The following is a 20,136-nucleotide window of genomic DNA, read 5'->3' on the forward strand; positions in this document are numbered from 1 at the left end:
AGGCGCAATGCGACACATCAGCACGAGGCCGTTGGCTGTTGGGAAGCGGTTCGAGGAGCGTCGCCATGGCCGAGCACGCTGAAACAGCCTGGTGCCCGCCCGAGCCGCGCGAGCTTCCCGCCTTGCGCGAGCATCTGGCCGAGTACCTCACGACCTCCGTTGCTCACCTGTTCACCTCGGCGATGGTGCGTGAAGGCCGTGGAACCCTCCGCCCGATCGGGGATCCGGACGTCGGCGCCGAACTGATGCTGGCGGACGAGCACCGGCGGCTTCATGAAGCGCGGCTGTTCTACGTCACCAGCGACATCACCCCCCTCGTTCACCATGCCGCCCGCAATCTTCGGGACCGCTGGGACATCGAACCTCAGGACTTGCCCGCGCTGACCGGCTTCATGCTCTTCGCCGAACCGCTGGCGACCTACGCAAGGGCAGACGGCAAGGAAGTCGCCATCGTCGCCGTCTCCTGGGGAGATACCACCCTCATCAGCCATACCGACGGTGGACTCTGGCTGACCTTCTGGAGCGCCACCGACTTCGCGGCGGTCATCGCCAAGTTCCGCGCGGTGGGCTTCCCAACGGCCGAAGCGACCCGCCTCGCGCACGCACAGAATGCGGAGCTGACCTGGGACAACGAGATCTACATGCCTTGGGGAGCTAGCCAGGCCGTCGTCCCCGACCAGCCCGGCGGGCAACCCCTCGACCCCACCAAGGTCGCCGCCGCCAATACGGCGATCGACTGGCTACGCGTAGTCCACGCCGGATGGATCTTCTGCCAGCCGAACGGCTTCACGGAGGTCACCGACGAGCACCTCCCGAAGACGTTGCGGAAGCGGTCCGCACGAGCCGGTCACTCCACGGACCCGGTACGAGTGCTCTCGGTCAGCCGGAAGTCCCCTCCTCGACCGGCACGGGCCTTCGAGCCGACCGGACGCACCGTGAGTGTCCGGTTCCCCGTCGCACCGTTCCTTCGAAGGCAGGCGTACGGACCCAACCATTCGCTCCGACGCTGGAAGGTCGTGTCCGGCCACTGGCGCGGCCCGGCTGACGCGCCGGTCCGGATCGGCAAGAAGGTCAACCTCATCGACGCTCCCCCACCTGAGCAACAAGGCAGGAAACCATGATCGCAGTCAAACGACCGAATCCGACCGACGACGTCATGTCGGCGGCTCATCACTGTCTCGCGGCCGAGAATTTCTTCGCTCGTGCCAAAGAGCTTTACGACAAGATCGCAGCCATCCCGTCGAAACGGAACGGCTTCCATCGTCGCCTTGCCAAGCAGCTGGAGCGGACGTACAGGACCTATCTGGAGTGGACACATTTTCACCTCCAGATGGCGGAGGTCATCACGCAGGGCAGCAACCTCGTGCTGACGTACAACCACGCTTCGTCCACTTTGGACCCACGGCTTCTCGGTACGGACGTGGCCCACGAGGTGGTCTGCTGGGACGGGTTCATCGGCGGACAGCCGCGCGACGGCCGGGAACGGTGGCTACCGAAGCCGGGCGCGGCTGACGCCGAATATTGAACCGGTCAACTCACAGCAGGTCTTCGTAACCGAGGTCCGCAGCGACGTCCTCGACGAAGTCCTCACCTGGGACGCCGGGATGTTCGTTCTCCACGTCCCAGGCCGCGTCGCCGACGGCGTCGCCACCTTCTTCCAATGCGTCGACGACCATCTCGACCAACCCACGGGCCTGGTCGTCATCGAGGTCGAACCGCTGTGCCGCGTTCGATGCGGCTTGTTCGAGGTCCTGGTCGTACCACGGAGGTTCGTACATCGGCGGGCTCCTTTGCTGGTGTCTGAGCCCTCAGAACATGGCGTTCTCCCTGTGCGTTCGATTCACGCGGCCAACGTCGCGCTCAGAACGGTGGCGGCCAGCGTCGGCGGCGCGAGCGGCATACGGCCGTCGCGAAGACTCCATCGCTTCGCGAGCAGGCCGAGCCCGGCAAGCACAGCGGCCAGCAGGTAGGAACCGACGATCCCGGTCAGGAGCCACTTCCACCCCAGCCAGCCAAGCAGCATCCCCAAGCTCGGCGCCAGCTTGACGTCGCCAGGTCCTGGATCGCCCGTGAGGAGGAACGACACCAGCAGCACGCCGGCCCACACCGCGGCGCCAACGAACGCCATGGCCAACGACGGCGCCGAATCGGTGATCAGCGCCGCGGTGACCAGTGTGATGGCCGTTCCCGCGGCGAGGGATGCGGTGAGTCGGTCCGGTACCCGATGCTCGACGACGTCGACTGCGGCGGCCGGCACGCCGATCATCGCAAGGAGGACGCCTGCGGCAACCAGGCTGGGCGGCCAGGTCGCGGCAGCCGCTCCGACCACTGCGGCTGCGGCCACGATCGCGATGTAGTGGGTGCGCTTCGGCGCCGTCTTGAGAGTGGCGCGGAACAGCAGTGCCGATACCGCGGCCAAGCCGCCGCCGAGCACGAACCCGACGACGATACGCAGGTCGACGTTCATCTAGCGGTCGCCGCCCTCGTCCATCCGGTGATCGTCACACGAGCTCGGCGGCTGGCCCACCGAATCGGCCTTCACGTCGCTCGACCGTGTGAACGCCTCGCCCGTAGGTCGAACCGGATCTCCGCGCCGTACCAAGAGCCGGCTTCGTTCGAACGTGCGCGACGGTAGTGCCACCCCGGATGATTTGAGACCGCGAGCCCACGGTGGCACTCGCAGGTGGTCACGCACCACCACCCGGGTCGCACACGCAAAGCCGCCTGACCCACGGGCGGGAAGTGGCCGGCGAGCGCCCCGACCGCCTTCGTGATGATCTCGCCAAGGCAGGAGCCGCGAACAAGCAGCTGGCCGTGCGCCTCGTGGTGTTCTGCGACCCATTCGACGTCGCACAGCTGAGGTTCTGAGCTAGCACTCATACCCGAGACAAGCCCCGGTGTGAGCCGCTTGATGCGATGAAGCTCAGTCGTGGTCGAGCCCTTCGAGGCCCTCGCGCTCGCTAGCGGGGATCGTGGTCATCCAGGTGTCGAAGCCCTGCAGGACCATGAGCTGGCCGGACCGCGCCGGCTGCACGGTCACCGTCGCGCCACCGACAAGGTCAAGCCGGAGCCGCGGGCCATCGAGCCGTGCCGCGGTCGTGTGGAGCGCCCGACGGCGAACGATCGCCGGGTCGAAGACGGGTAGCAGCGTTTCCGGGTCTTGGAAGGCCGCGCTCAGCGGCCGGATCCAGAAGAGGCTGGGCTCGTCCGTGTCCCGACGTACGTGCCTGGCCAGCGCGACCCGTTGGCCGCCGTCGACGACGAGTTCGGCGCCAGGCAGCAGGTCGTCGGCCCGCTTCTGCGCGCGGCCGGCGACCAGGTTCTCGAGGATGCGCTCGGCCTCGTCGAGGTCGATCTCACGATTCATGGGTCATCTCTCCTTCATGCCTTCAGAACGTCGTCGATCGGTTTGCCAGCGATATGCGTGATGCCTTTGGCCGTGAACATGGCCCGGATCTCGTCCCGCTGCTCCTTGCTCTCGCAGAGAATTCTCGACGGTCCTTCAGCACCCAGCAGATCGATTCCATCACCGAACATGACCTCGTTGGCGGGGCTAGAGAAGCCGGCGATCTTGAAGGCATCTCGCGTGGACGACGCGTACTTGCCACTCTTCGAGGGGTTGACGGCCCCGTAGGTGTCCGCATTCGCGCCGTAGTAATCAGCACGGTGCATCAGCCGCTCAGGTTGGTCCCACACCAGCTTCGGGCCATCGTGTGACGGTGGCTTGCCGAGCACGCGCAGGAAGACGGAGCTCGCCCCGCCGGTGAACTTGTCCTGGTCTTCACTCATGCCGACGCCGCGGCTTACTCCCATCAACGTCCGGCGCTCGGTGGACGCGAGCACACCGTTCGCCAGCATCGCCTTCAATCCCGATGCCGACGTGGCGTGGACCAGAGCCTTGCCCTTGAACGCAGCGGTCAGCTTCGGCATCGAGTTGCCGACATCGAAGCGGTTCCACGTCAGCCAGCCGCCGGACCGCCGAGGAGCCGGGTCGTAGCCCGCGGTGGCGGCGAGTGCCTCGCCGGTCTGGTGCCCGGTCGCTTTCGCCACGGCTTCCCGCAGGACTTTCACCTTCGTCGGTAGTGCCTGGGTGTGCGCGTCCAGCTGGATGTCTTTGGCGAACCGCGCGAGCTGAGCGTCGTCCAGGCCGACAGCGAGGTGAGCACGCTCGTGGAAGAGCTCTTGGCGCGTCATCTCCTCGAGCTGATCGCCGGTTGCGATAGCAGCCTGCACCTCGGCTTTGGCTGCCAGGTTCTGTGCCTTGACGTTCGCGGCGAGGTAGCCGTATTCGCCTTCGGCATGGGTCATGGGGCGGTTGGCCAGGTTGAGCTGCCCGAGCCGGTTGACCACGTCCGGGCCGTGCCCCTCACCCGCGGGCGCGATGATCTCGAGCCGGCCACGCAAAGAGAACTCCGTCGTCTTCGGGGAGTTGACGCTGTAAGGCCGGTAGACGGCCTGGAATCCGTCGCCGAGATTGATCACGTACTCCTTGCCGGCGACCTTCTCCCACCGCGCCATGCCGTTCCAGCTGGCCTGGCCGGTCTCGGAGTCCAGGGTCGGCTTGATCCGGGTCGCGTCACGCAGGAGGCCGGCGACTCGGTGGTCACCAGTGTCGCTCGCGAGCACGGGCATCGTCACGGTGACGGTCGCGACGCCTTCGTGCAGGTACGGGTTGACGTGCCCGCAGTTCTTCGCTGCGGCGGCCGCCGCCTCGACGTCGGCCAGCTTCGCCGCGTAGTGCGCGAGCATCGCGGCGTCCGCCGGTCCCGGGCTGTCGCCGATATCCTTCGCTGCGGCCTCCATCGCCTTCTTCGCGTCACTGATCTTCTGCTCCGTTGTCGACGGAAGGTTTCCGACGGAGAGATCTCCCGCTTTGAGGTGGTGGTTCACGCTCTTCGCGGCCGCGATGATCTTGTCGGCGAGTTCGTGCTCCTCGTCTGCTGGAAGCCGGCCATGGACGACCTGCTCGACCTGGACGGGCGCTGTCTCCTTGGTGACGTGGATGGCGTCGAGCAACTTCTCTTCCGCCTCCTCGCTGACCAGTGTGTGCAGGACGGTGCGCGGCCCTTCGGCGCTGGCGTAACTCACGAGGGTGGCACTCGATGCGTGCAGGTCGGTCCCGCCCACCAGAATCGGCTCGCCGAACGGCTTACCGACGTCCGGCGTGTCCGGGAGAGGCGTCAGCGGCTGAGCACCTGGTTCCTTGGAACTGTCGGCCTCGGCCGGCGCCTGCTCTTCAACGGAGACCTCCTCGTCAGGAAGCTCCGGTTCGGCAGCCGGGGTCGAAGGCGTGATCGAGTAGCTCGCGTGAGCCGTCTTTGAGTTGGTGCCCATCAGGTCTTCCCTGCGTGCTGAAGGGCCGCGGCGTTCTCCAGCTTCAGCTCGCCGAGGAAGAACTCGGTAAAGTCCTTGCGCAGGCTCTTCTTACGGTCGACCGCATAGTCCAGAAAGGCCTCAGCGACCTGTTTCGTGGTCACCGCAGCCTCGGCGATGCCATGCTGTTTGGCCGCCCTCGCACGCATCGCCGGAGCCCACTTCATCTGCTTCTGCGCGGCGCCGGCGTAGGCGGCCGACCGCAGCAATCCGCGCCACTCCGCGTCTGGAACCGATTCGAGGTGCTTGATCACCGAGTGGGCAGCAGCAGGGTTGACCCGGACTCCTTTAGCGAGCTTGCCCGCCTTGAAGGCGTCGTACGCCTGGTGGTAGACGGCCGTCATATTGTTCGGCCGGAACGACATCGACAGCTTGTCCTGACCGTAGAACTTGAACGACTGCCCGTGGTCGATCGGGACGAGACCGCCGTCTCCGGTCCGGAGGACGTTGCCGGTGTGCGGATCGTGGTTCCCCAGAGCCCAACTTGCGACGTGCAGGCGGACGATGTCGTCGACGTCGGTCTGCGACCAGGTCGAGGGGTTGTCGGACATCTCAGTCGCGCCGACGAGCATCGGCTGCACGGAGGCCGGCTTTCCGTTGATCTTGGTGGCGAATACGGGGACCACAGGCAAACCCGCACGTTGAAGTGCTCGCGAGGTAGCGGCCTCAGCTGCGACGACCGCGCCGCCTCGTGGAGTCGCTTCGCCTTTCGCGAGCCAGGTTGCCCCGTCTGGCCCGGTGTGCAGTGTCTTCGGATGCGTGCCGCCGAGATGTGCGGGTTTGCCGGCACCGAAGTCCCAAGCCGCGACGGCAGATGGATCGACCGCTTTCGGCAAGGCCGCGAGAGCGGCTTTGGTCTGCTTCAGCGCTGAGAGCATCTCGGCGTGCTGACGGCCGAACGCACTCCTCGGTGTCGCCAAGATCGGCGCCTTCGCAGCCTTGGGTGGCAATGACTTCGTGCTGTTCTTGAGAGCCACCTTCTCCTGCAAGCTGTGTTTCAGCGACGTGACCGCCGCACTGGACCCATGCGCTTGGTGGACGAGCATCGACTTGCAGAAAGACTTCGTCGCAGCCGCGGCTTGCTCAGTTGTGAGGAGGCTGGCGGAGACAACGAGGGCTCGCAGGTCCTTCAGTTCTTGTTTGTCTACCCACGGCGCGATCTCGGTGTGTGCGACCTGAAGGGTCACGTTGTGCGCGAGTGTCGGTTCGACTGGTTTCCAGCCGCCCATATCTATGTAGGTGGCGCCCGCCTGGTGCGCATGGTCAAGAAACTGGGTCATCGCCGCGATACCGCCTGGTTCGGCGAGGCCGGGCAGACCGCCGGATGCAAGTGCTTTCTGCAGCTCGGCGATGTTGGCTTCGAACGTCACCTTCGTTGCTGCGCGCTCGACGGCGAGGTGCTCGAGGTCGAGCCGTTCCTGCGTCTCGGTCGACGCACGCAGCAGCTTCAGAACCTGGTGGGCATTGAGTACCTTGGCCTGGAAAGGCGCGATCTGGTCATGGTCCTTCGCAGCTTGTATCGCGGCGGAGAGTTCATGTGGACCGATGTCCGTGAATGCTTGGTCGACTTGATGCTTCGCTGCGGAACGTATCGTCTCCAAGTCGTCCAGCACGGGGTTGTGGGCGGTCGCCAGCTTGTTTTCTGCGGCGATGAGAGTCGCGACGAGGTCGGGATCAGCCCACGAGCTGTTGACCTTGGCTGTCTCGACGGCATCCGCAACCGAGTTGATCGCTTCCTGCGCCGCCTGGACCTCGGCAGCGGTCGGCGTCCAGGATGTAAATCCCGGAGGCACGCTATGGCTTGGCGTTGCGATCAGGCTCGCGTCGAGTTGTTGCCACTGCTCCAGTGTCTTGCCGCCGACTGTTTCGCCGGAGCACAAAGCCACGAACCTGTTGATCGCGACGCTCTGGATCGTCTGCTTCGTGATCGCGTCGTCCGGATAGGACGGATCGAGCCAGTGCACCAACGGGTTTCCGTTGGTTTCGGACAGTCCCACCAGCGCTGGGTGCTTGAACCCGTGCGCTACAGCGAGTTCCTTGAGCTCGTCCTGGGTCATGCCGTTCAGGAACAGCTCGCACTGGGCGTGCAAGGCGTCCTCGAACTCGGTCGGATCGCCGCTGAGCTTGGCGATTTCCGCTTGCGCCTCGTGGACCGCCTCCACGAACATCGCGTAGCGTTCTTCGATGTCATCGGGCAGGTCGAGCGTCGTTGGCTCGAAAGGGTTCTCGGGATCAACTCCGTTGAGCGCGAACCCTTCGACGACCGACAAGGCAATCTCAACATCAGTCCACTTCGGACCGTCCTCGAGCGGCGTCCCCTCCGAAGCCGAAGGGCCGACAGCGTAGGCCGCGTGCTTGGTTTTGGAATTCGTTCCCATGGAGACCCGGTCAGCCGGCGCTACCGAGCAGGTCGTCGAGCTGATACTGAACAGCGGCAGCGAGATCAGGTGCCGAGGGGACGAGGTCGATACGTGCGGCGGGTGCGGTGAGCGAGTTCTCCCAGATCTCCATGTGAGCGAGGAGGTCGCCCTCCGCGGACGAGGCGATGCGTTCGCGCCAGGTGAGGCAGCGTTGATACTCCCGCGGGACCCATTCGACGTGCCGCTCGATCCGACCGTCGTCTCCCTGATCGATACCGAGCACCGCGACGACGGTCATTGCAGCCCCATACTCGGGCGACCAGCCGAGCAGAATCCAGAGTGTCCGCTGCATCAGTTGCCTCCTTCGGGCAAGAGCGACGCCAAATAGCGCACGGAGCTGGCGAAGGCGTCCGGGATACGGGCTTTCAGGTCCTTACGCCCTTCCGGAGTCATCACGGCGCCGTGGAGCGCGTACTGCGCCGGGTTCTGGCTGACGAGAATCAGCCTGGTGCCGAACAGCTCGACGGCGGTGGCGATGCGGTCTTGACGGGACAGGCCGGTGATGATGACCGGGAGGTCGTCCGAGGTGTTCTCCGCAAGCCAGGCGAGACCGGGCAACGCCCAGGTTTCCCAGTTCTTGTTCTCGCGCACGGTCTGGAGGTTGATCGCGATGGCGGGCGGTGCCGTGTCGGCGATCCACGCGGCGTACCGCTGGAGGTCCTCGAGCCGGAACCAGTAGAGGTTCGGGACGGCCGGCATACCGGCGTGGGCGAATTCCTCCGCGAGCAGCAGCGACCTGCGCATGTTGATCAGGTGTTCGGCGCGCGGCCAGTTGCCGTAGATCGAGTAGTTGGGGGCCAGGACGAGATCGAATTTGAGCGTCGCCAGCCGCTCGAGCAGCCGATCGCGGTGCCGTGTCGTCCAGAACGCTTCGACCAGCGGGTCCTCTCCATACCCCGAAAGGACTGTCAGCGTCGTGGGCGGGAGACCCAACGCTTCCGCGGCCGTCGCTGCTTGATCCCACCGCGGGTAGATGGCGTGCGACTGCGGGGAGAACACGCGACGAAGACCGACGGCGTAGGCGGGCCAGCCCAACGCGGCATCCAGGTCGCCAGCGCCGGATCCATCGACCTGCGGGATGAAGGAGGGCAAGCCTTCGGGCAAGCGGCCGCGGAGGACGACGTCGTCGAATTCAAGGGTCTCCCCGACATCGGCCATCCACGCCCTGATGTCGATTCGGGAACCGCATCGGATCGGACAGCTCGAGCACGCGGTTGCCCTCTGCGCGGCCTCCGCGCGGGCGCAGCCGCAGTAACTGCAGTCAGAGTTGCATCCCGAGCACACCGGCGCGACAACCGCACCCGGCTCGGCGTCAGCTCCCGCGTACCAGGGGCAGCGCCTGCAGTCGCACCGCGCGGCCGGCGCGGCGGCGGTGGGCAGGCCGAGGAAGACGGACAAGGGACTACTCCGTTCCGTTGAGCTGATCGACCAGAAGGCGGAGCGACGCCAGATCGTGCGCGGAGAGCCGAGTACCGCGAGCTAGCGCGCTGGCCAGGTGACGAAGGCTGGCAAGGGCGCTGTCGACAAGTCGTTGTTCCACCAACGGAACCGGGTCAGCGGTCACCGGCGAGTCGGCACGTAGTTTGTCGGCCCGAGCGCTGTCTGCTTGTTCATGCAGTTGCTCTGCTTCGGCAAGAGCTTCCTCGGGCGTGACCGTCGGATCGGCCGCAGCGGTCAAAGCCGAGCTCAACAGCCGAGTCCGGTTGGTCTTCTTAACCGCTGCCCAGATGTCCTGTGCTGCCTGCTCTCGCCCGCGGTTGAGCTGGATGAACCGGATGCGGGTGTTGAGGCTGATCTTGGCCTCGTCCATTTCTTCGGCGATCTCGCGGGGCATCTCGGCGAACGCGCGCACCAGCTCGCGCGCCTTCCGCGGGGTCAGCTGCAGGCCGAGGCGGGACAGGACCTGGGACCACGGCGCCGCGCATTTCTTGTCGGCGCCGCGGATCCGCTCCATGGCGGAGAACCGGGCGATCGGATCATCGATGGCGTGGACGTCGGCGGGAACCTTGTGGCCATGTGCGATCAACTTGCCCAGCAGCACCGCGCAGCGATCGAGGACGAGCGCGGCTGCCAGCTCGCCGGGGCGCAGGTTCTCGCGAGCGAGGTTCTCGACCAGCTGCCAGATTCGGCGTTCCTCATCGGACAACGGTCCAGGGCAGATGACCGCCGGCAGCGCGGCGAAATGCGGGTTTTCCGGCTTGTGGACCGCACCCCACCGGCAGGCCCTCAGGCGCCGCTCCCCCGCCGTCAGCCTCATAGCGGGCGCCTTGCCGGCGACGTCTATCTCCTCAACGAGAACCGGTTGAAGGACGCCGACGGTCGCGATGGAGGAGATCAGGTCAGCGAGTTCTTCCGGCGCGGTGCTGTCACCGGGCGCTCGTCCCTGCGAGTCTGTGAACGGAGTTCCTTCACCTCGCAACGGAAGCAAGGTGAACCGACGCTGGCGCAACCGGGACGAAAACCCGAGCTGCTCGACGAGGTCAACGGGCTCGTCCATCACGATCCACCGGCCTTGGGCCAGGCGAACGCGGATACCGGTGCGCCGTTCTCGGCGAGCAGCGGAAGTGCGATGTCCGCAGTCGGTCCGGGGTCTCGGAGCCTCTGTAAGGTCGTGCCGAGCGCGCACACGCGATCGCCGGCGAGCGCCAGGCCGTGCATCGCTTGTGCGTAGGCCCGCAGGTCCGCGAGCCGACGCTCGAGGACGTGCTCGGCAGCGCCGGACAGGACGATGAGAAGCCGCGGGAAGCGCGCGTACCGGCTTCGCCAGGCGGGACGCCCACCTGAGTTCGGCTTTCCGGGGATATAGTCGTGGTACTGGGCGTAGGAGCGGAGTTTCTGAGCCAGCCGGGCGACGGGCATGGTCGCGCGGTCCAGCTCGATGAAGAACGTTCGCTGTGACCGCCGTCCGGCGTCTTCGAGGACGTAGTCGAGGACCGCGTCCGCGATGACAACGCCCTGGCGTCGTCCACGGCCGTCTCGGAACCGGTGGGCGACCTCCGGAGTCCACGACAGCGGTCCGCACTCGTCCCCACGCCGGCGGGCCGTCGTCGTGAAGGTGAGCCCGGTTTCGACGACGTCGAGCGCATGATCCTGCAGCAGCTCAACCGCAGCCGCCCGCGGGATCCGGTACGGGCGGGAATCCACTCGCCCGGACTCCTCGACCAGTTCCGCGCCGCTCTCCGTGACGTACCAAGTCCGGGGAGCGTGTTGCCGATGCAAGCCATCGGCAAGCCCATCTGCTTGTAGGGCAAGAAGCTTGTGCTGCACGGTGCGAATCGGCCTCGTCGGCGCGATCAATCGCCGCACTTGCTCCGTAGACACCATGCGGTGCCAGTAGAGGACTACGAGGGCCTCGCGCTTGAAGGGGTCGAGTCGCGGCATCGGTCACTCCACCGTCGACTCGGATGCCGGCAGCTCGACGCCTGCGCCGCTCCCGCGGGATGGAGGCCGCCCGCGGCGCGCACAGGGGGCCGGCTGGTTGCCGCGCAAGGCGTCGAGGATTCGGTCATCGAGATCCTCGAGTTCGTCGAGGACCTCGCCGATCGGCCTGCGGGTCAGATTCCGGTCGAGGCATCGGTCGACATCGTCGTTCCACTCGGGGTGGAAGTGGTCGGCGAATTCGTCATCCACGTGGAGACCGCGGATCTTGAACGGCGTCGTGCGCTGGCCTCCGAGCGTCACTGTGACGACATGGTGGAACTGCTCGAGCTCGGTGATCGTCGCGGGCTGGACGAGTCCTCCGTACTCGCGGGCCACGGTCCGGGCGCCGTCGATCGCCGCGGCGCTGGTCATCAGAAGCGACTGGTTCTGCAGCAGCGCCCTGCGGGTCTCCGGCGCGAGCCGGTCGGGCATCTGGTTCATCGCGTGCAGCGCGACGCGGTACTTCCGCAGCTGTTCCAGGATCGCGGCGAGGTATCCGCGCGACGCTCCGTCGACCGCGGCGAGCTCGTCGACGAAGGCGTCGCACCTGCGGCGCTGATCGACCGGGGTGTCTGCGCGCGAGCGGCCGGCACGAAACAGGTCGTAGATCATGAAGGAGGTGATCAGCTTGTTCGTCTCGCCGGTGCCGGTGGTGCAGACGAAGACGATCTTCCCGGTGTCCATGGCCCGCCGGACGTTGTACGTTGTGACCGACGAGCCGAAGAAGGCGGACAGCGTCGGGCTGGTGCGCAGGCGGTTGATGATGTTCGTGACGACCGTGGTCGCGTCCGGTGCGAGCTTCGTGAACGAGTCCGTCCAGTAGCGACGAATGCTCGGCTTGAGGACACGCAAGATCTCGTCGCGCCAGGTTTCGTCGTCGAGGAGCGTCGGGATCTGGAAGATCGTGGGCGCGCACTCGGCGGGCAGTCGCATCGCGAGATAGCAGAGCGCCTCGCACGCCTTGGTCAGGATCGACTTCGCCCTCGGCGCAGAGTCTCCCCATCCCAGCGCTGTGGCGAACGAGGTGACGACCGCGTCGACGCGGTCTTCGATGTCCTCCTCGGAGAAGCCCTGCATGCTGAGCGGGTTCCAGCCGGGCAGCCGCTTGTCCCTTCCTCGGACGTCGAGGTTGACCTCCCACAGCCGATTCCGCAGTTCAGTATCCGAAAGGTACGGTTTCGCGCGCTTCCAGCCGTCGGCATGCGGATCCAGGAACCAGACCCCGCCGCCGAGCCGGGCGATCTCGATCGCCTGCGCGAGCGCTTCCTCGGTCTTGCCGAAGCCGGCCTTCCCGAACCGCGCCGAGAAGAGCAGCTCGCGGATCGGCACCCCGACGAGCCGGTCCTCGCCGTTGAGGTCGGTGACATAGCCGAGCCGAACCAGCCCCGCACCGGGCTTGTACCGCGGGATCTCCCTGGGAGTGGGCATGACCCAGCCCCGGCTGCGGGCGATCACCGGCGACAGGCAACGCCCGGATGGCGGCTTCAGCAGCGCCGCGATCTCGCTGGCCGTCACGTAGGACCGGCTGTGTGGCTTGGCCAGGCCGGTGTCGAAGCGCCGGTCGAAAAACCTGCGGATCAGGACCGTGTCCGCGCCGAAATGCCAGCCCAGCACGCGCGGCCCTCGAGCTCGCCAGTAGTTGTCGCCGCGGTAGACGTCGAAGGCGCCGATCACGCTGCGCAGATGCGCCTCGGCGCGGCCGGGGATCTCCGAACGGCATCGGATCAGCAGCTGGACCGCGAAGACCGGCTCGTCCGTGGCGAACTTGTTCGGTACCGGCGCGACCACTCCCGCCACAGGCCGACGGGCTCCACGCGCCGTCGGCACGAACTCGCCGATGATCTCGCCGGCGGCCTCAACGAGCGCTCCCGTTACCGTCCCTTCCTGCTTTACGGTCTGACGCGCGAGGTGGCGGATCCTCGCGGGAGTCAGCGGAATCAGGTCGATGCAGATGTCGACCGTCTCGCCGAGGTCGGGCCGGACGTCGCCGAGCGCGTTCGCCAGAGCTTGGAGCGGGTCGTCCGGCCGAAGGGGCAGCGCCTTGAGCGCGAGGTGGGCCGGTCGCGCGAGAACCAGCTCGGCGCGTGCCACATGTACCTGCGCTCCCTCAGCCGAAGGAGAAGTCTCCTCGCTTCGGCGTGCCCGGAGGTCTCGCAAGAAGTTCATCGTGCTCCCCCGCCCGTACGGAGGTCATCTCGCCTTCGTCCGCTGTGCCGGGAGGCATCTCCTCGGTCGACCGCGTTGCGGCGGATTTCGACTTCCGGATAGGTCAGCTTGTTGATCACACCAGTGATCGACTCCCGGCCCTCCACGCTCATCGTCAGCTTCCCGAACGCCTCGTCGGTGCTGAACCGCACCCGGACACCGACCGCGGACTTCGGCACCCAGCCGTGTACCGGGCGCACCCGGCCGAGCTGGTGCGCGAACGCCAGGACGCCCTGGAGTGACGGGTCGAACGTGGCGGTCGGGAGGAGGTCGTAACTGACTCTGGAGCGGAGGTGGTGGGAACGGAAGTGTCGGTGGAGGACGAAGACCGCGATCAGGATCGCGACCACCGCCGTGGTCACCCACCACAGCGCGGGCTCGGCGAGCACGTGGTGGAGATCGAGCGCCTTCGGCGCGCTGGTTCCCTGGATGGCCTGACGGCCATGGGGGAACAAGTCGGCATTAGCAGAATGCCTGACTCTCGATGGTTGACCAGCGGAAATACCTGAGGTCCCAGAACACGCCGACGCCGGACCGAACGCGCGGTCAACCGCAGAAAAATCTCGCCGCTTCATGTCAAAGACACGCACTGACTCAGCCCTGTTCGATGCAGATCAGGCGACCGGCGAGACAAGCTGCCTGCGTACGAAGTGAGGCGTGTCGTAGGCTGTCCGGGAGAACTATCAGCTGGCAAGGGGGAGTTGAATGAGCGCCGTCGTACTGCGGATCGATACCGGACATCCTGACGACGATCACCTGGACCGCGTCACGAACTCCCTGTACGACGACCTGCGCACACTTGGCGTGGTCAACGTCCAGCGCGCACCGGAAAACGCAGTGGCCGGCGCAAAGTCCGGGGTCGGCGGCAGTATCGCCGAACTAGCGCTCACAGGCGTTCTTTCAGGTGGCACGGTTACGGCGCTGTACAAAGTGACTATCGCCTGGCTTGAACGCACAAAGGCCCGTTCCGTCACCTGGGTCGACGGCGACAAGAAACTCGAGTTGACCGCGCTCTCAGCGAAGGACCAGGCCCGCATCGTCGAACAGCTCTTGACGAAGGCAGACGACGAACTGGAGCGTTAGACCGATGGGCCGACGCCGTGCCTTGCTTGTCGCGACCGCTCGGTACTCCGACAGCAAGCTGCCGAACCTGCGCGCTCCAGTGCAGGAGACACAGAGATTGCAACACCTCCTTGAAGACCCATCGATCGGTGGGTTCGAGCAGATACCCGTGCTGCTCGACAGTCGAAAGTCCTTCATCGAGTACGAGATGGAGAAGCTGTTCGCCGACTGTTCGCCCGATGACCTGGTCCTGCTGTACATCTCCGGCCACGGCCTGAAGAGTTCGGACAATCAGCTTTTCTTCGCCACCCATGACACGGAGTGCGACAGGCCGTACTCGACCGCCATTCCGGCGATCGTCGTCCAGCATCTGCTGCACGAATGCCAGGCCCGGAACAAGGCAGTCCTGTTGGACTGCTGTTACAGCGGGATGTTCACCCGCATGCCGATGGCCAAGTCCGACAACCGGGTGGTGCTGAACGACAGTCTCGGCAAAGGCACCTACATCATGGCGGCCACGAGTGCTTTGCATCGGGCTTACGAAGACGAGAAGCTTGTGCTGAACAATCCTCAGCCATACTCCATCTTCACCGATGCCGTACTCAAGGGACTCAGTGGCGGCGTCGCGGCCCGCACGGGCGGTGACATCATCACCGCCGAGGACCTCTACAGCTACGTTTTCGACGAGCTCAAGCGACGCGATGACTCGAACCGAATCCAGTTGCCGACCAGGTTCAACAGCGCCGAGGGCTCATTCAAAATCGCGAACGTGAAGTCGCGTCGACTGGTCGTGGACGAGTTCGCCCAGTCGCCGCAACTGCAGGATTTCCTGGCCGAAAAAGCTGATCGCTCCTGTCTTTCGACGCCGATCGGTCAGGCGTACCAGGTGGATCGCAACACAGACGACATCGTGAGCCTGGACTTCGCCACCCAGGCCCGGCATGTCGGTGTGGTCGGCAAGATCTACTCTGGGAAATCCGTTCTCGTGCGAACACTCATCGAGGGACTCACGGCTCGGTATCAAGCCGAAGACGTGATCTTCTACTGCCTTGACGCCAGCGGCCAGTTCGTCAATCTGATCGGCCATAATCGTGTCCGAGAGATCGTTAGTCCTTACGAAGCAAACAAGGTTACCCGGTGCCTATCAGAGATCGATTCGATCATCGCACAACGGGACCGCCTCTTCCGGGCCGCGCAGGTTCGGAATGTCGCTCAGTTCCGTCGGCTCCGGGAGATGGGAAAGCTTCCCTCCGGCAATAACGGCGACATCTTCCTGATCATCGACGGCTGGGACCAGTTCAGCCAAGAGGTCCCGAGCCTCCCTCACGCCGTTAGAAGGATCGCCAGCGCGGGGCTGGACAGGGGCGTACACGTCGTCATCACCGCGAGGCACTGGTCAGAGATACCAGCGGAAGTCGACCGACTACTCCAGGCCCGCGTGGAACTGGTCCTCCCCGATCCGGCGGAATCGAAGATCGACCCGGACCTCTCCGCCACTCTTCCGGATCGCGCCGGCTGGGGACTGTACGACGGAGTACGGTTTCTCACCGCGTTACCTCGAGCGGTCGAGTCGGATGACGATCTCCAAAGCGTGATAGACAAACTCGAAACCGTCTTAACCGGCGACGCAGCCAAGGTGGTCACCTACGAGGAGGTTCTCAAGTCGGACACCAAGCGCGACACGAAGCTGGTGCCGATCGGCATCGACGAGCAAGATCGACAGCCGGTGTATCTCGACTTCACCGCCGATTCGCACTTCTACGCGTTCGCGGACGGCGCGTCGGGCAAGACGAACCTGCTGCGCCAGATCACCAGGGGCATCACCGAGCGGTACACGACGGAGGAAGCGGTCATCATCCTCGTCGACTACCGGCGCACGATGCTCGGCTTCATCGGCGGGGACCAGCTGCTCGGCTACGCGGTGTCCGCCGCGCAGCTGGAGAGCATGGTCAAGGACGTGCACGGGTCGATGACCCGACGGCTCCCCGGTCCGGACGTCACGCAGGAACAGCTCAAGGCCCGGTCGTGGTGGAACGGCCCGGAGCTGTTCGTTATCGTCGACGACTACGATCTAGTCGCCACGCTGAGAAACAACCCGCTCGAACCACTCACTGAACTCCTCGCACAGTCCAAAGACGTCGGGCTTCATCTGGTTATCGCACGACGTGCCGGCGGCGGTGCCAAATCACTCAACGACGCAGTCATCAGCAAGCTGGGAGAACTCCGAATACCCGGCATGGTGATGAACGGATCTCCGAGCGAAGGCGCGCTGATTGATGACCTCGAACCAGCCGATCTACCACCTGGCCGCGGAGCCTTGTTCAACCTCAGACACGGCACACGAGCCGTCCAGATTGCATGGACTGATCCGAGCACCAAGCTCGTCGAGGAGTCACGGAAACAAGTTCAGGGTACCGAGTGAAGGTGGGGGGGTAGCTCGGCACAGACCTAGCGCAAGAGACGAACGCCACCCGCGTACTCAGCGAGTTCGATCGGGTCGAGCCGAACCTCGGCGCCAGAGTAAGGGGCGTTGATCATCTTGCGGTCGCCGACGTAAATACCAACGTGGTGGATTAAGCCTGGGCTGTAGAAAATGAGGTCGCCTGGTCGAAGGACTGCCAAACTCGCCTCCTTAGGCAGTCTCGTCCCGCTGGCAAACTGCGCTCTGCTGTTGTGAGGCAAGGCGACATCGACCTTGGCGTAAGCGAAGAGGACGAGACCGCTGCAGTCAAAGCCGATCTTGTTGTAGTCGCCATGCCGGTCCGCGACGCCGCCGTCCCGGATCCCGCGGCTCGGTCCTGCGGCTGTGCCTCCGCCCCAGGCGTACGGCACGCCGAGCTGCGACATGGCGGCGTCGATGACGATCTTCGCTGCTCCAGAGGCGTTGACGGGCGGTTGGAGGTCAACCGTGTCGTAGCGTTCGATGTTGGCGAGGACCTGAGCGACGTAGGTCTGACTGGCGTTGTACCTCAAGAGCGCGGCGCGCAGCTGGGTGTGGTCCTTTAAGTTCCGAGGCCCGGTTCCGCACAGGTAGACCGCCGCGCCGAGAGCGGCGTCGAAGGCGTTGTGTGGGTTGCGGGCGCCGTCGTTGTTGCCGTCTTGTTCGACGCCGGCCCAGGTGGTCGTGAGGAACTGGAATGGGCCGACGGCGCGGGCGAAGGTTCCGTCGGGATTTCGGATGGGAGTGCGGTTGCCTCCAACGCCGCTGCCGTCGAGAGCCGGGCCGAGGATCGGTGGGCTGATGTCCCCGTTGGGCGCGATCGTCCGGCCGGACGCGTGGCGGGATTCGGCTTCCGCGATGCCTGCGAGGATCGACCAGCGCATCCCGACGCAGGCGGGCCTGAGGCCGCCGATGCGCTGAGCCGCCTGCTGGTAGGCGGTGAGCATGACGTCTGGGATGCCGGGCACGTGTCCTGGCGTCGAGTTTGATCCGTCTGCTCCCGCGGCGATGACGACGATGATCAAGACGGCGACGAGCACGCAGGCGATGGCTGGTCCGAACAGGAGAATGAGAGCGAGGCAGCCCCATCGTTTCGGATGTTCACGGACCTCGTTGCGGACGTGCTCGGCAACTTGCAGAGTGAGCAGCGGGTTCATGACCGGTGCTCATTCAGCCGGGAACGCAAGCGTTGCGACCACGTCGGCGTGATCGGCAGCATCCCGGGCGGTAGCGGTGCCGGGTCCGGGCTCTGGTTGCGTGGCTTTCTCGGTCCTGTGCTGTCGGGAGTGGGAGCCGCGAGGTCGGTCCCGGTGAACTCGGGAGTGGCCGAAGTCCTGGCGGGCTGAGGCGCAACCGGCGACTCGCCAGATGAACGGCGGCTACCGAGAACCGACGCCGCGGTGGTCGCGACATTCATCAGCGGGCTTGCGGCAGCGCCGATGTTGCCGGCGTAGGTAGAGGCGTAGGCCTTCACAGCGCCTGCCTTGCGCCCAAGCGCAGCTTTTGCGGCGGTTCCCCGTGCGGTGAGGGCGGTGTGCGCGCGGTTGGCGGCGGCAGGCCAGGACACCGGGGCGCCCAGGGTGAAGGAGACGGCCTTGCTGCCGGCCTTCCCGCCCACTTTGCTCGCAGTCACCAGCCGGTTCTTCAGGTCGCTCGCCGGGGCGATGGCTTCGGTGAAGGCGCCGGCGCCGGTCTTGATCGTGCGGCTGATCCGGTGCGGTCCAGACTCGACGATGGGCAAGGGCATGGATTTCGGCCCGCTACGTGGCCTGCCGAGTCGCTGGACACCGGAGTTGACGCTGGACCGGATCCGCTGCAGGTTCGCCATGAGCCTTTTGCGGAACAGGAAGCCGGAGAAGACGACGATGTCGATGACGGCGAACTTGACCAGTTGCGGGCCGAGGTCGGCGAGCATGAGCGAGCGCAGGAGAACGGTCATGACGGCGATGAAGAACATGCCCATCAGGAGCTTGGCGATGGTTCCGGCTATCGAGCTGATGCGGTAGGCCAGCTGGTGCTGCAGCGTCGGGATCAGGGCTGCGATCAGGGCCAGGCTGAGCAGGAGGCCTTCGAGGAGCAGGAGGTACGGGGCAAGGATCTGGATCGAGTTGAGGCAGATGGTGAGGATCGCGAAAAGGATCATCGCGACGGCATACAGCCAGGCACCGAGCATGCGGTCGCCATCGGCGACCTCGTTGTACTTGCCGTACTCGCCGGGGCACCCGGCCAGCTCGCGGGCCGGCGTGCTGTCCTTGCCGGACCAGGGCCCCTGGTCGAGGATCTGCTTGATCGAGTACTGGCAGGCACCCGTGCCCTGTCTGCCGGAAACCGGCGTCCCGTAGTTGAGAGTCTCCCACGGCGCGATGAGCAGGTTGTCGATCAGGGCTTGCCCGATCGGCGCCGCGGGGTTGCCGGTGCCGCCGGGTTGCTTGCCCATGATCACCGCGCTGACGTCAGCGCCGAGATCCCGGCTGAGGCTGAGCACTCCCCCGTCACCGACGAGGAAGTCAACGGGATGAGTGATGATCGCGATGGCCAGGACGTTGATCGCGATCGTGGACACGGTCTCGCGCCACGCTCGGGTGGTGAGACCGCGCATGAACAGCAGCCCGAGGTAACAGGTCGCGACGAGCAAGGCCAGCTCTCGAAGCTTCAAGCCCCCGATGACGGTGGTCTGCCAGATCTTCTCGAGGTCCTGTGCGGGTGCCTTGATCCAGTCGACGACGCCGGCGGTCATGGACCATTCGGTGAACCAGACCGAGAAGCCGAGCGCGTACTTGCCGACGGCGAAGCCCATGTTCGCCAGCCAGAGCCAGATCGTCGGCATCGGGTTGCTGACCAGCCACGGCAGATTGGCGTAGAGGTCGTAGTTGCGCAGGTCGCGGCCGTAGCCGTCGTCGATGGTGAACATGCCCTTGAGGTGGGCTGCGTGCCCGGGATCGTCCTGCAAGGGCAGGGTCGGCGCATCCGGATCGGGATGGTCCAAGGTCGGTGGAGTCGGCTGCGGCGCGCGCGGATCAGGAACGACGAGGCACAGCGGGTACGGTTGGCACGGCCGCGGTTCGTTCGGTGGCAGCGGCACGACTTGAGCGATGGCGGGCGCGGGGTTGCCGAGCAGGAGTACGAGCACGATGGTGGCGAACGCGAGAGGTTTCGCGGCACGCGCGCTGAGCGTCATGAACGTCTCCCGAGGTCGCGCCGGTGGTGTTCGAGACA

17 protein-coding genes and 1 pseudogene are annotated in these 20,136 nt (G+C 65.5%); 5 read left to right on the plus strand and 13 right to left on the minus strand.

The features are described 5' to 3' along the window. The first annotated feature begins 65 nt into the window (after positions 1 to 65). Together ACZ1DY_RS33565 and ACZ1DY_RS33570 are read left to right on the plus strand one after the other, a co-directional pair. A complete protein-coding gene (locus ACZ1DY_RS33565) occupies positions 66 to 1,121 on the plus strand; it encodes a hypothetical protein (protein WP_465482072.1) in 1,056 nt (351 codons plus the stop codon). Further along, entirely contained in the window at positions 1,118 to 1,525 is a 408-nt protein-coding gene (locus ACZ1DY_RS33570) for a hypothetical protein (protein WP_465482073.1), read from the plus strand. Before ACZ1DY_RS33565 ends, ACZ1DY_RS33570 begins: the two co-directional genes overlap by 4 nt. A gap of 10 nt (positions 1,526 to 1,535) precedes the next feature. Here the strand turns inward: ACZ1DY_RS33570 and ACZ1DY_RS33575 are convergent, their stop codons facing one another. The 11 genes from ACZ1DY_RS33575 to ACZ1DY_RS33625 all read right to left on the minus strand — a co-directional run bounded on the left by ACZ1DY_RS33575 (position 1,536) and on the right by ACZ1DY_RS33625 (position 13,873). Continuing rightward, positions 1,536 to 1,778 (minus strand): hypothetical protein, encoded by a 243-nt coding sequence (locus tag ACZ1DY_RS33575; protein WP_400563116.1) that lies wholly within the window; start codon positions 1,776 to 1,778, stop codon positions 1,536 to 1,538. Positions 1,779 to 1,840: 62 nt separating this feature from the next. Then, positions 1,841 to 2,467 carry a prepilin peptidase gene (locus tag ACZ1DY_RS33580; protein ID WP_465482074.1) on the minus strand — a complete coding sequence of 209 codons (627 nt, stop codon included), beginning with the start codon at positions 2,465 to 2,467 and terminating at the stop codon, positions 1,841 to 1,843. A 456-nt stretch (positions 2,468 to 2,923) separates the two neighbouring features. Continuing rightward, entirely contained in the window at positions 2,924 to 3,367 is a 444-nt protein-coding gene (locus tag ACZ1DY_RS33585) for a hypothetical protein (protein WP_465482075.1), read from the minus strand. A 14-nt stretch (positions 3,368 to 3,381) separates the two neighbouring features. Further along, positions 3,382 to 5,334, minus strand: coding sequence for a hypothetical protein (locus ACZ1DY_RS33590; protein WP_465482076.1), 1,953 nt, complete (start codon positions 5,332 to 5,334; stop codon positions 3,382 to 3,384). Next, positions 5,334 to 7,751, minus strand: coding sequence for a hypothetical protein (locus tag ACZ1DY_RS33595; protein WP_465482077.1), 2,418 nt, complete (start codon positions 7,749 to 7,751; stop codon positions 5,334 to 5,336). Before ACZ1DY_RS33595 ends, ACZ1DY_RS33590 begins: the two co-directional genes overlap by 1 nt. Positions 7,752 to 7,761: 10 nt before the next feature. Further along, the gene (locus ACZ1DY_RS33600; protein ID WP_465482078.1) at positions 7,762 to 8,085 is read right to left on the minus strand and encodes a hypothetical protein; all 324 of its coding nucleotides are present in this window, start codon (positions 8,083 to 8,085) and stop codon (positions 7,762 to 7,764) included. After that, entirely contained in the window at positions 8,085 to 8,951 is an 867-nt protein-coding gene (locus ACZ1DY_RS33605) for a DUF4417 domain-containing protein (protein ID WP_465482079.1), read from the minus strand. The genes ACZ1DY_RS33600 and ACZ1DY_RS33605 overlap by 1 nt, the downstream gene beginning before the upstream one ends. Positions 8,952 to 9,195: 244 nt before the next feature. After that, on the minus strand, positions 9,196 to 10,290 hold the full coding sequence (locus ACZ1DY_RS33610; protein ID WP_465482080.1) for a ParB/RepB/Spo0J family partition protein: 1,095 nt from the start codon (positions 10,288 to 10,290) through the stop codon (positions 9,196 to 9,198). Beyond that, positions 10,290 to 11,174 carry a replication-relaxation family protein gene (locus tag ACZ1DY_RS33615; protein ID WP_465482081.1) on the minus strand — a complete coding sequence of 295 codons (885 nt, stop codon included), beginning with the start codon at positions 11,172 to 11,174 and terminating at the stop codon, positions 10,290 to 10,292. The genes ACZ1DY_RS33610 and ACZ1DY_RS33615 overlap by 1 nt, the downstream gene beginning before the upstream one ends. A gap of 3 nt (positions 11,175 to 11,177) precedes the next feature. Continuing rightward, positions 11,178 to 13,304: a type IV secretory system conjugative DNA transfer family protein gene (locus tag ACZ1DY_RS33620; RefSeq protein WP_465482082.1), complete on the minus strand. Its 2,127-nt coding sequence runs from the start codon at positions 13,302 to 13,304 to the stop codon at positions 11,178 to 11,180. 71 nt (positions 13,305 to 13,375) lie between these two features. Next, positions 13,376 to 13,873, minus strand: a complete 498-nt coding sequence (locus ACZ1DY_RS33625; RefSeq protein ID WP_465482083.1) for a hypothetical protein — start codon at positions 13,871 to 13,873, stop codon at positions 13,376 to 13,378. 250 nt (positions 13,874 to 14,123) lie between these two features. On the opposite strand from ACZ1DY_RS33625, the gene ACZ1DY_RS33630 reads away from it, so the two are divergent. The 3 genes and pseudogenes from ACZ1DY_RS33630 (at position 14,124) to eccCb (ending at position 16,902) form a co-directional block, all read left to right on the plus strand. Next, positions 14,124 to 14,501: an effector-associated constant component EACC1 gene (locus tag ACZ1DY_RS33630; RefSeq protein WP_465482084.1), complete on the plus strand. Its 378-nt coding sequence runs from the start codon at positions 14,124 to 14,126 to the stop codon at positions 14,499 to 14,501. A gap of 4 nt (positions 14,502 to 14,505) precedes the next feature. Further along, a pseudogene (locus tag ACZ1DY_RS33635) lies at positions 14,506 to 15,198 on the plus strand (caspase family protein); the annotation flags it as partial. Positions 15,199 to 15,270: 72 nt separating this feature from the next. Then, positions 15,271 to 16,902 carry a type VII secretion protein EccCb gene (eccCb, locus tag ACZ1DY_RS33640; protein ID WP_465485741.1) on the plus strand — a complete coding sequence of 544 codons (1,632 nt, stop codon included), beginning with the start codon at positions 15,271 to 15,273 and terminating at the stop codon, positions 16,900 to 16,902. Positions 16,903 to 16,928: 26 nt separating this feature from the next. On the opposite strand, the gene ACZ1DY_RS33645 is transcribed toward eccCb, so the two are convergent. Together ACZ1DY_RS33645 and ACZ1DY_RS33650 are read right to left on the minus strand one after the other, a co-directional pair. Then, a complete protein-coding gene (locus ACZ1DY_RS33645) occupies positions 16,929 to 18,077 on the minus strand; it encodes a C40 family peptidase (RefSeq protein ID WP_465482085.1) in 1,149 nt (382 codons plus the stop codon). Next, entirely contained in the window at positions 18,074 to 20,098 is a 2,025-nt protein-coding gene (locus ACZ1DY_RS33650; protein WP_465482086.1) for a hypothetical protein, read from the minus strand. Before ACZ1DY_RS33650 ends, ACZ1DY_RS33645 begins: the two co-directional genes overlap by 4 nt. Positions 20,099 to 20,136 lie beyond the last annotated feature (38 nt).

It is taken from the genome of Amycolatopsis sp. PSD-21 (assembly GCF_055561455.1).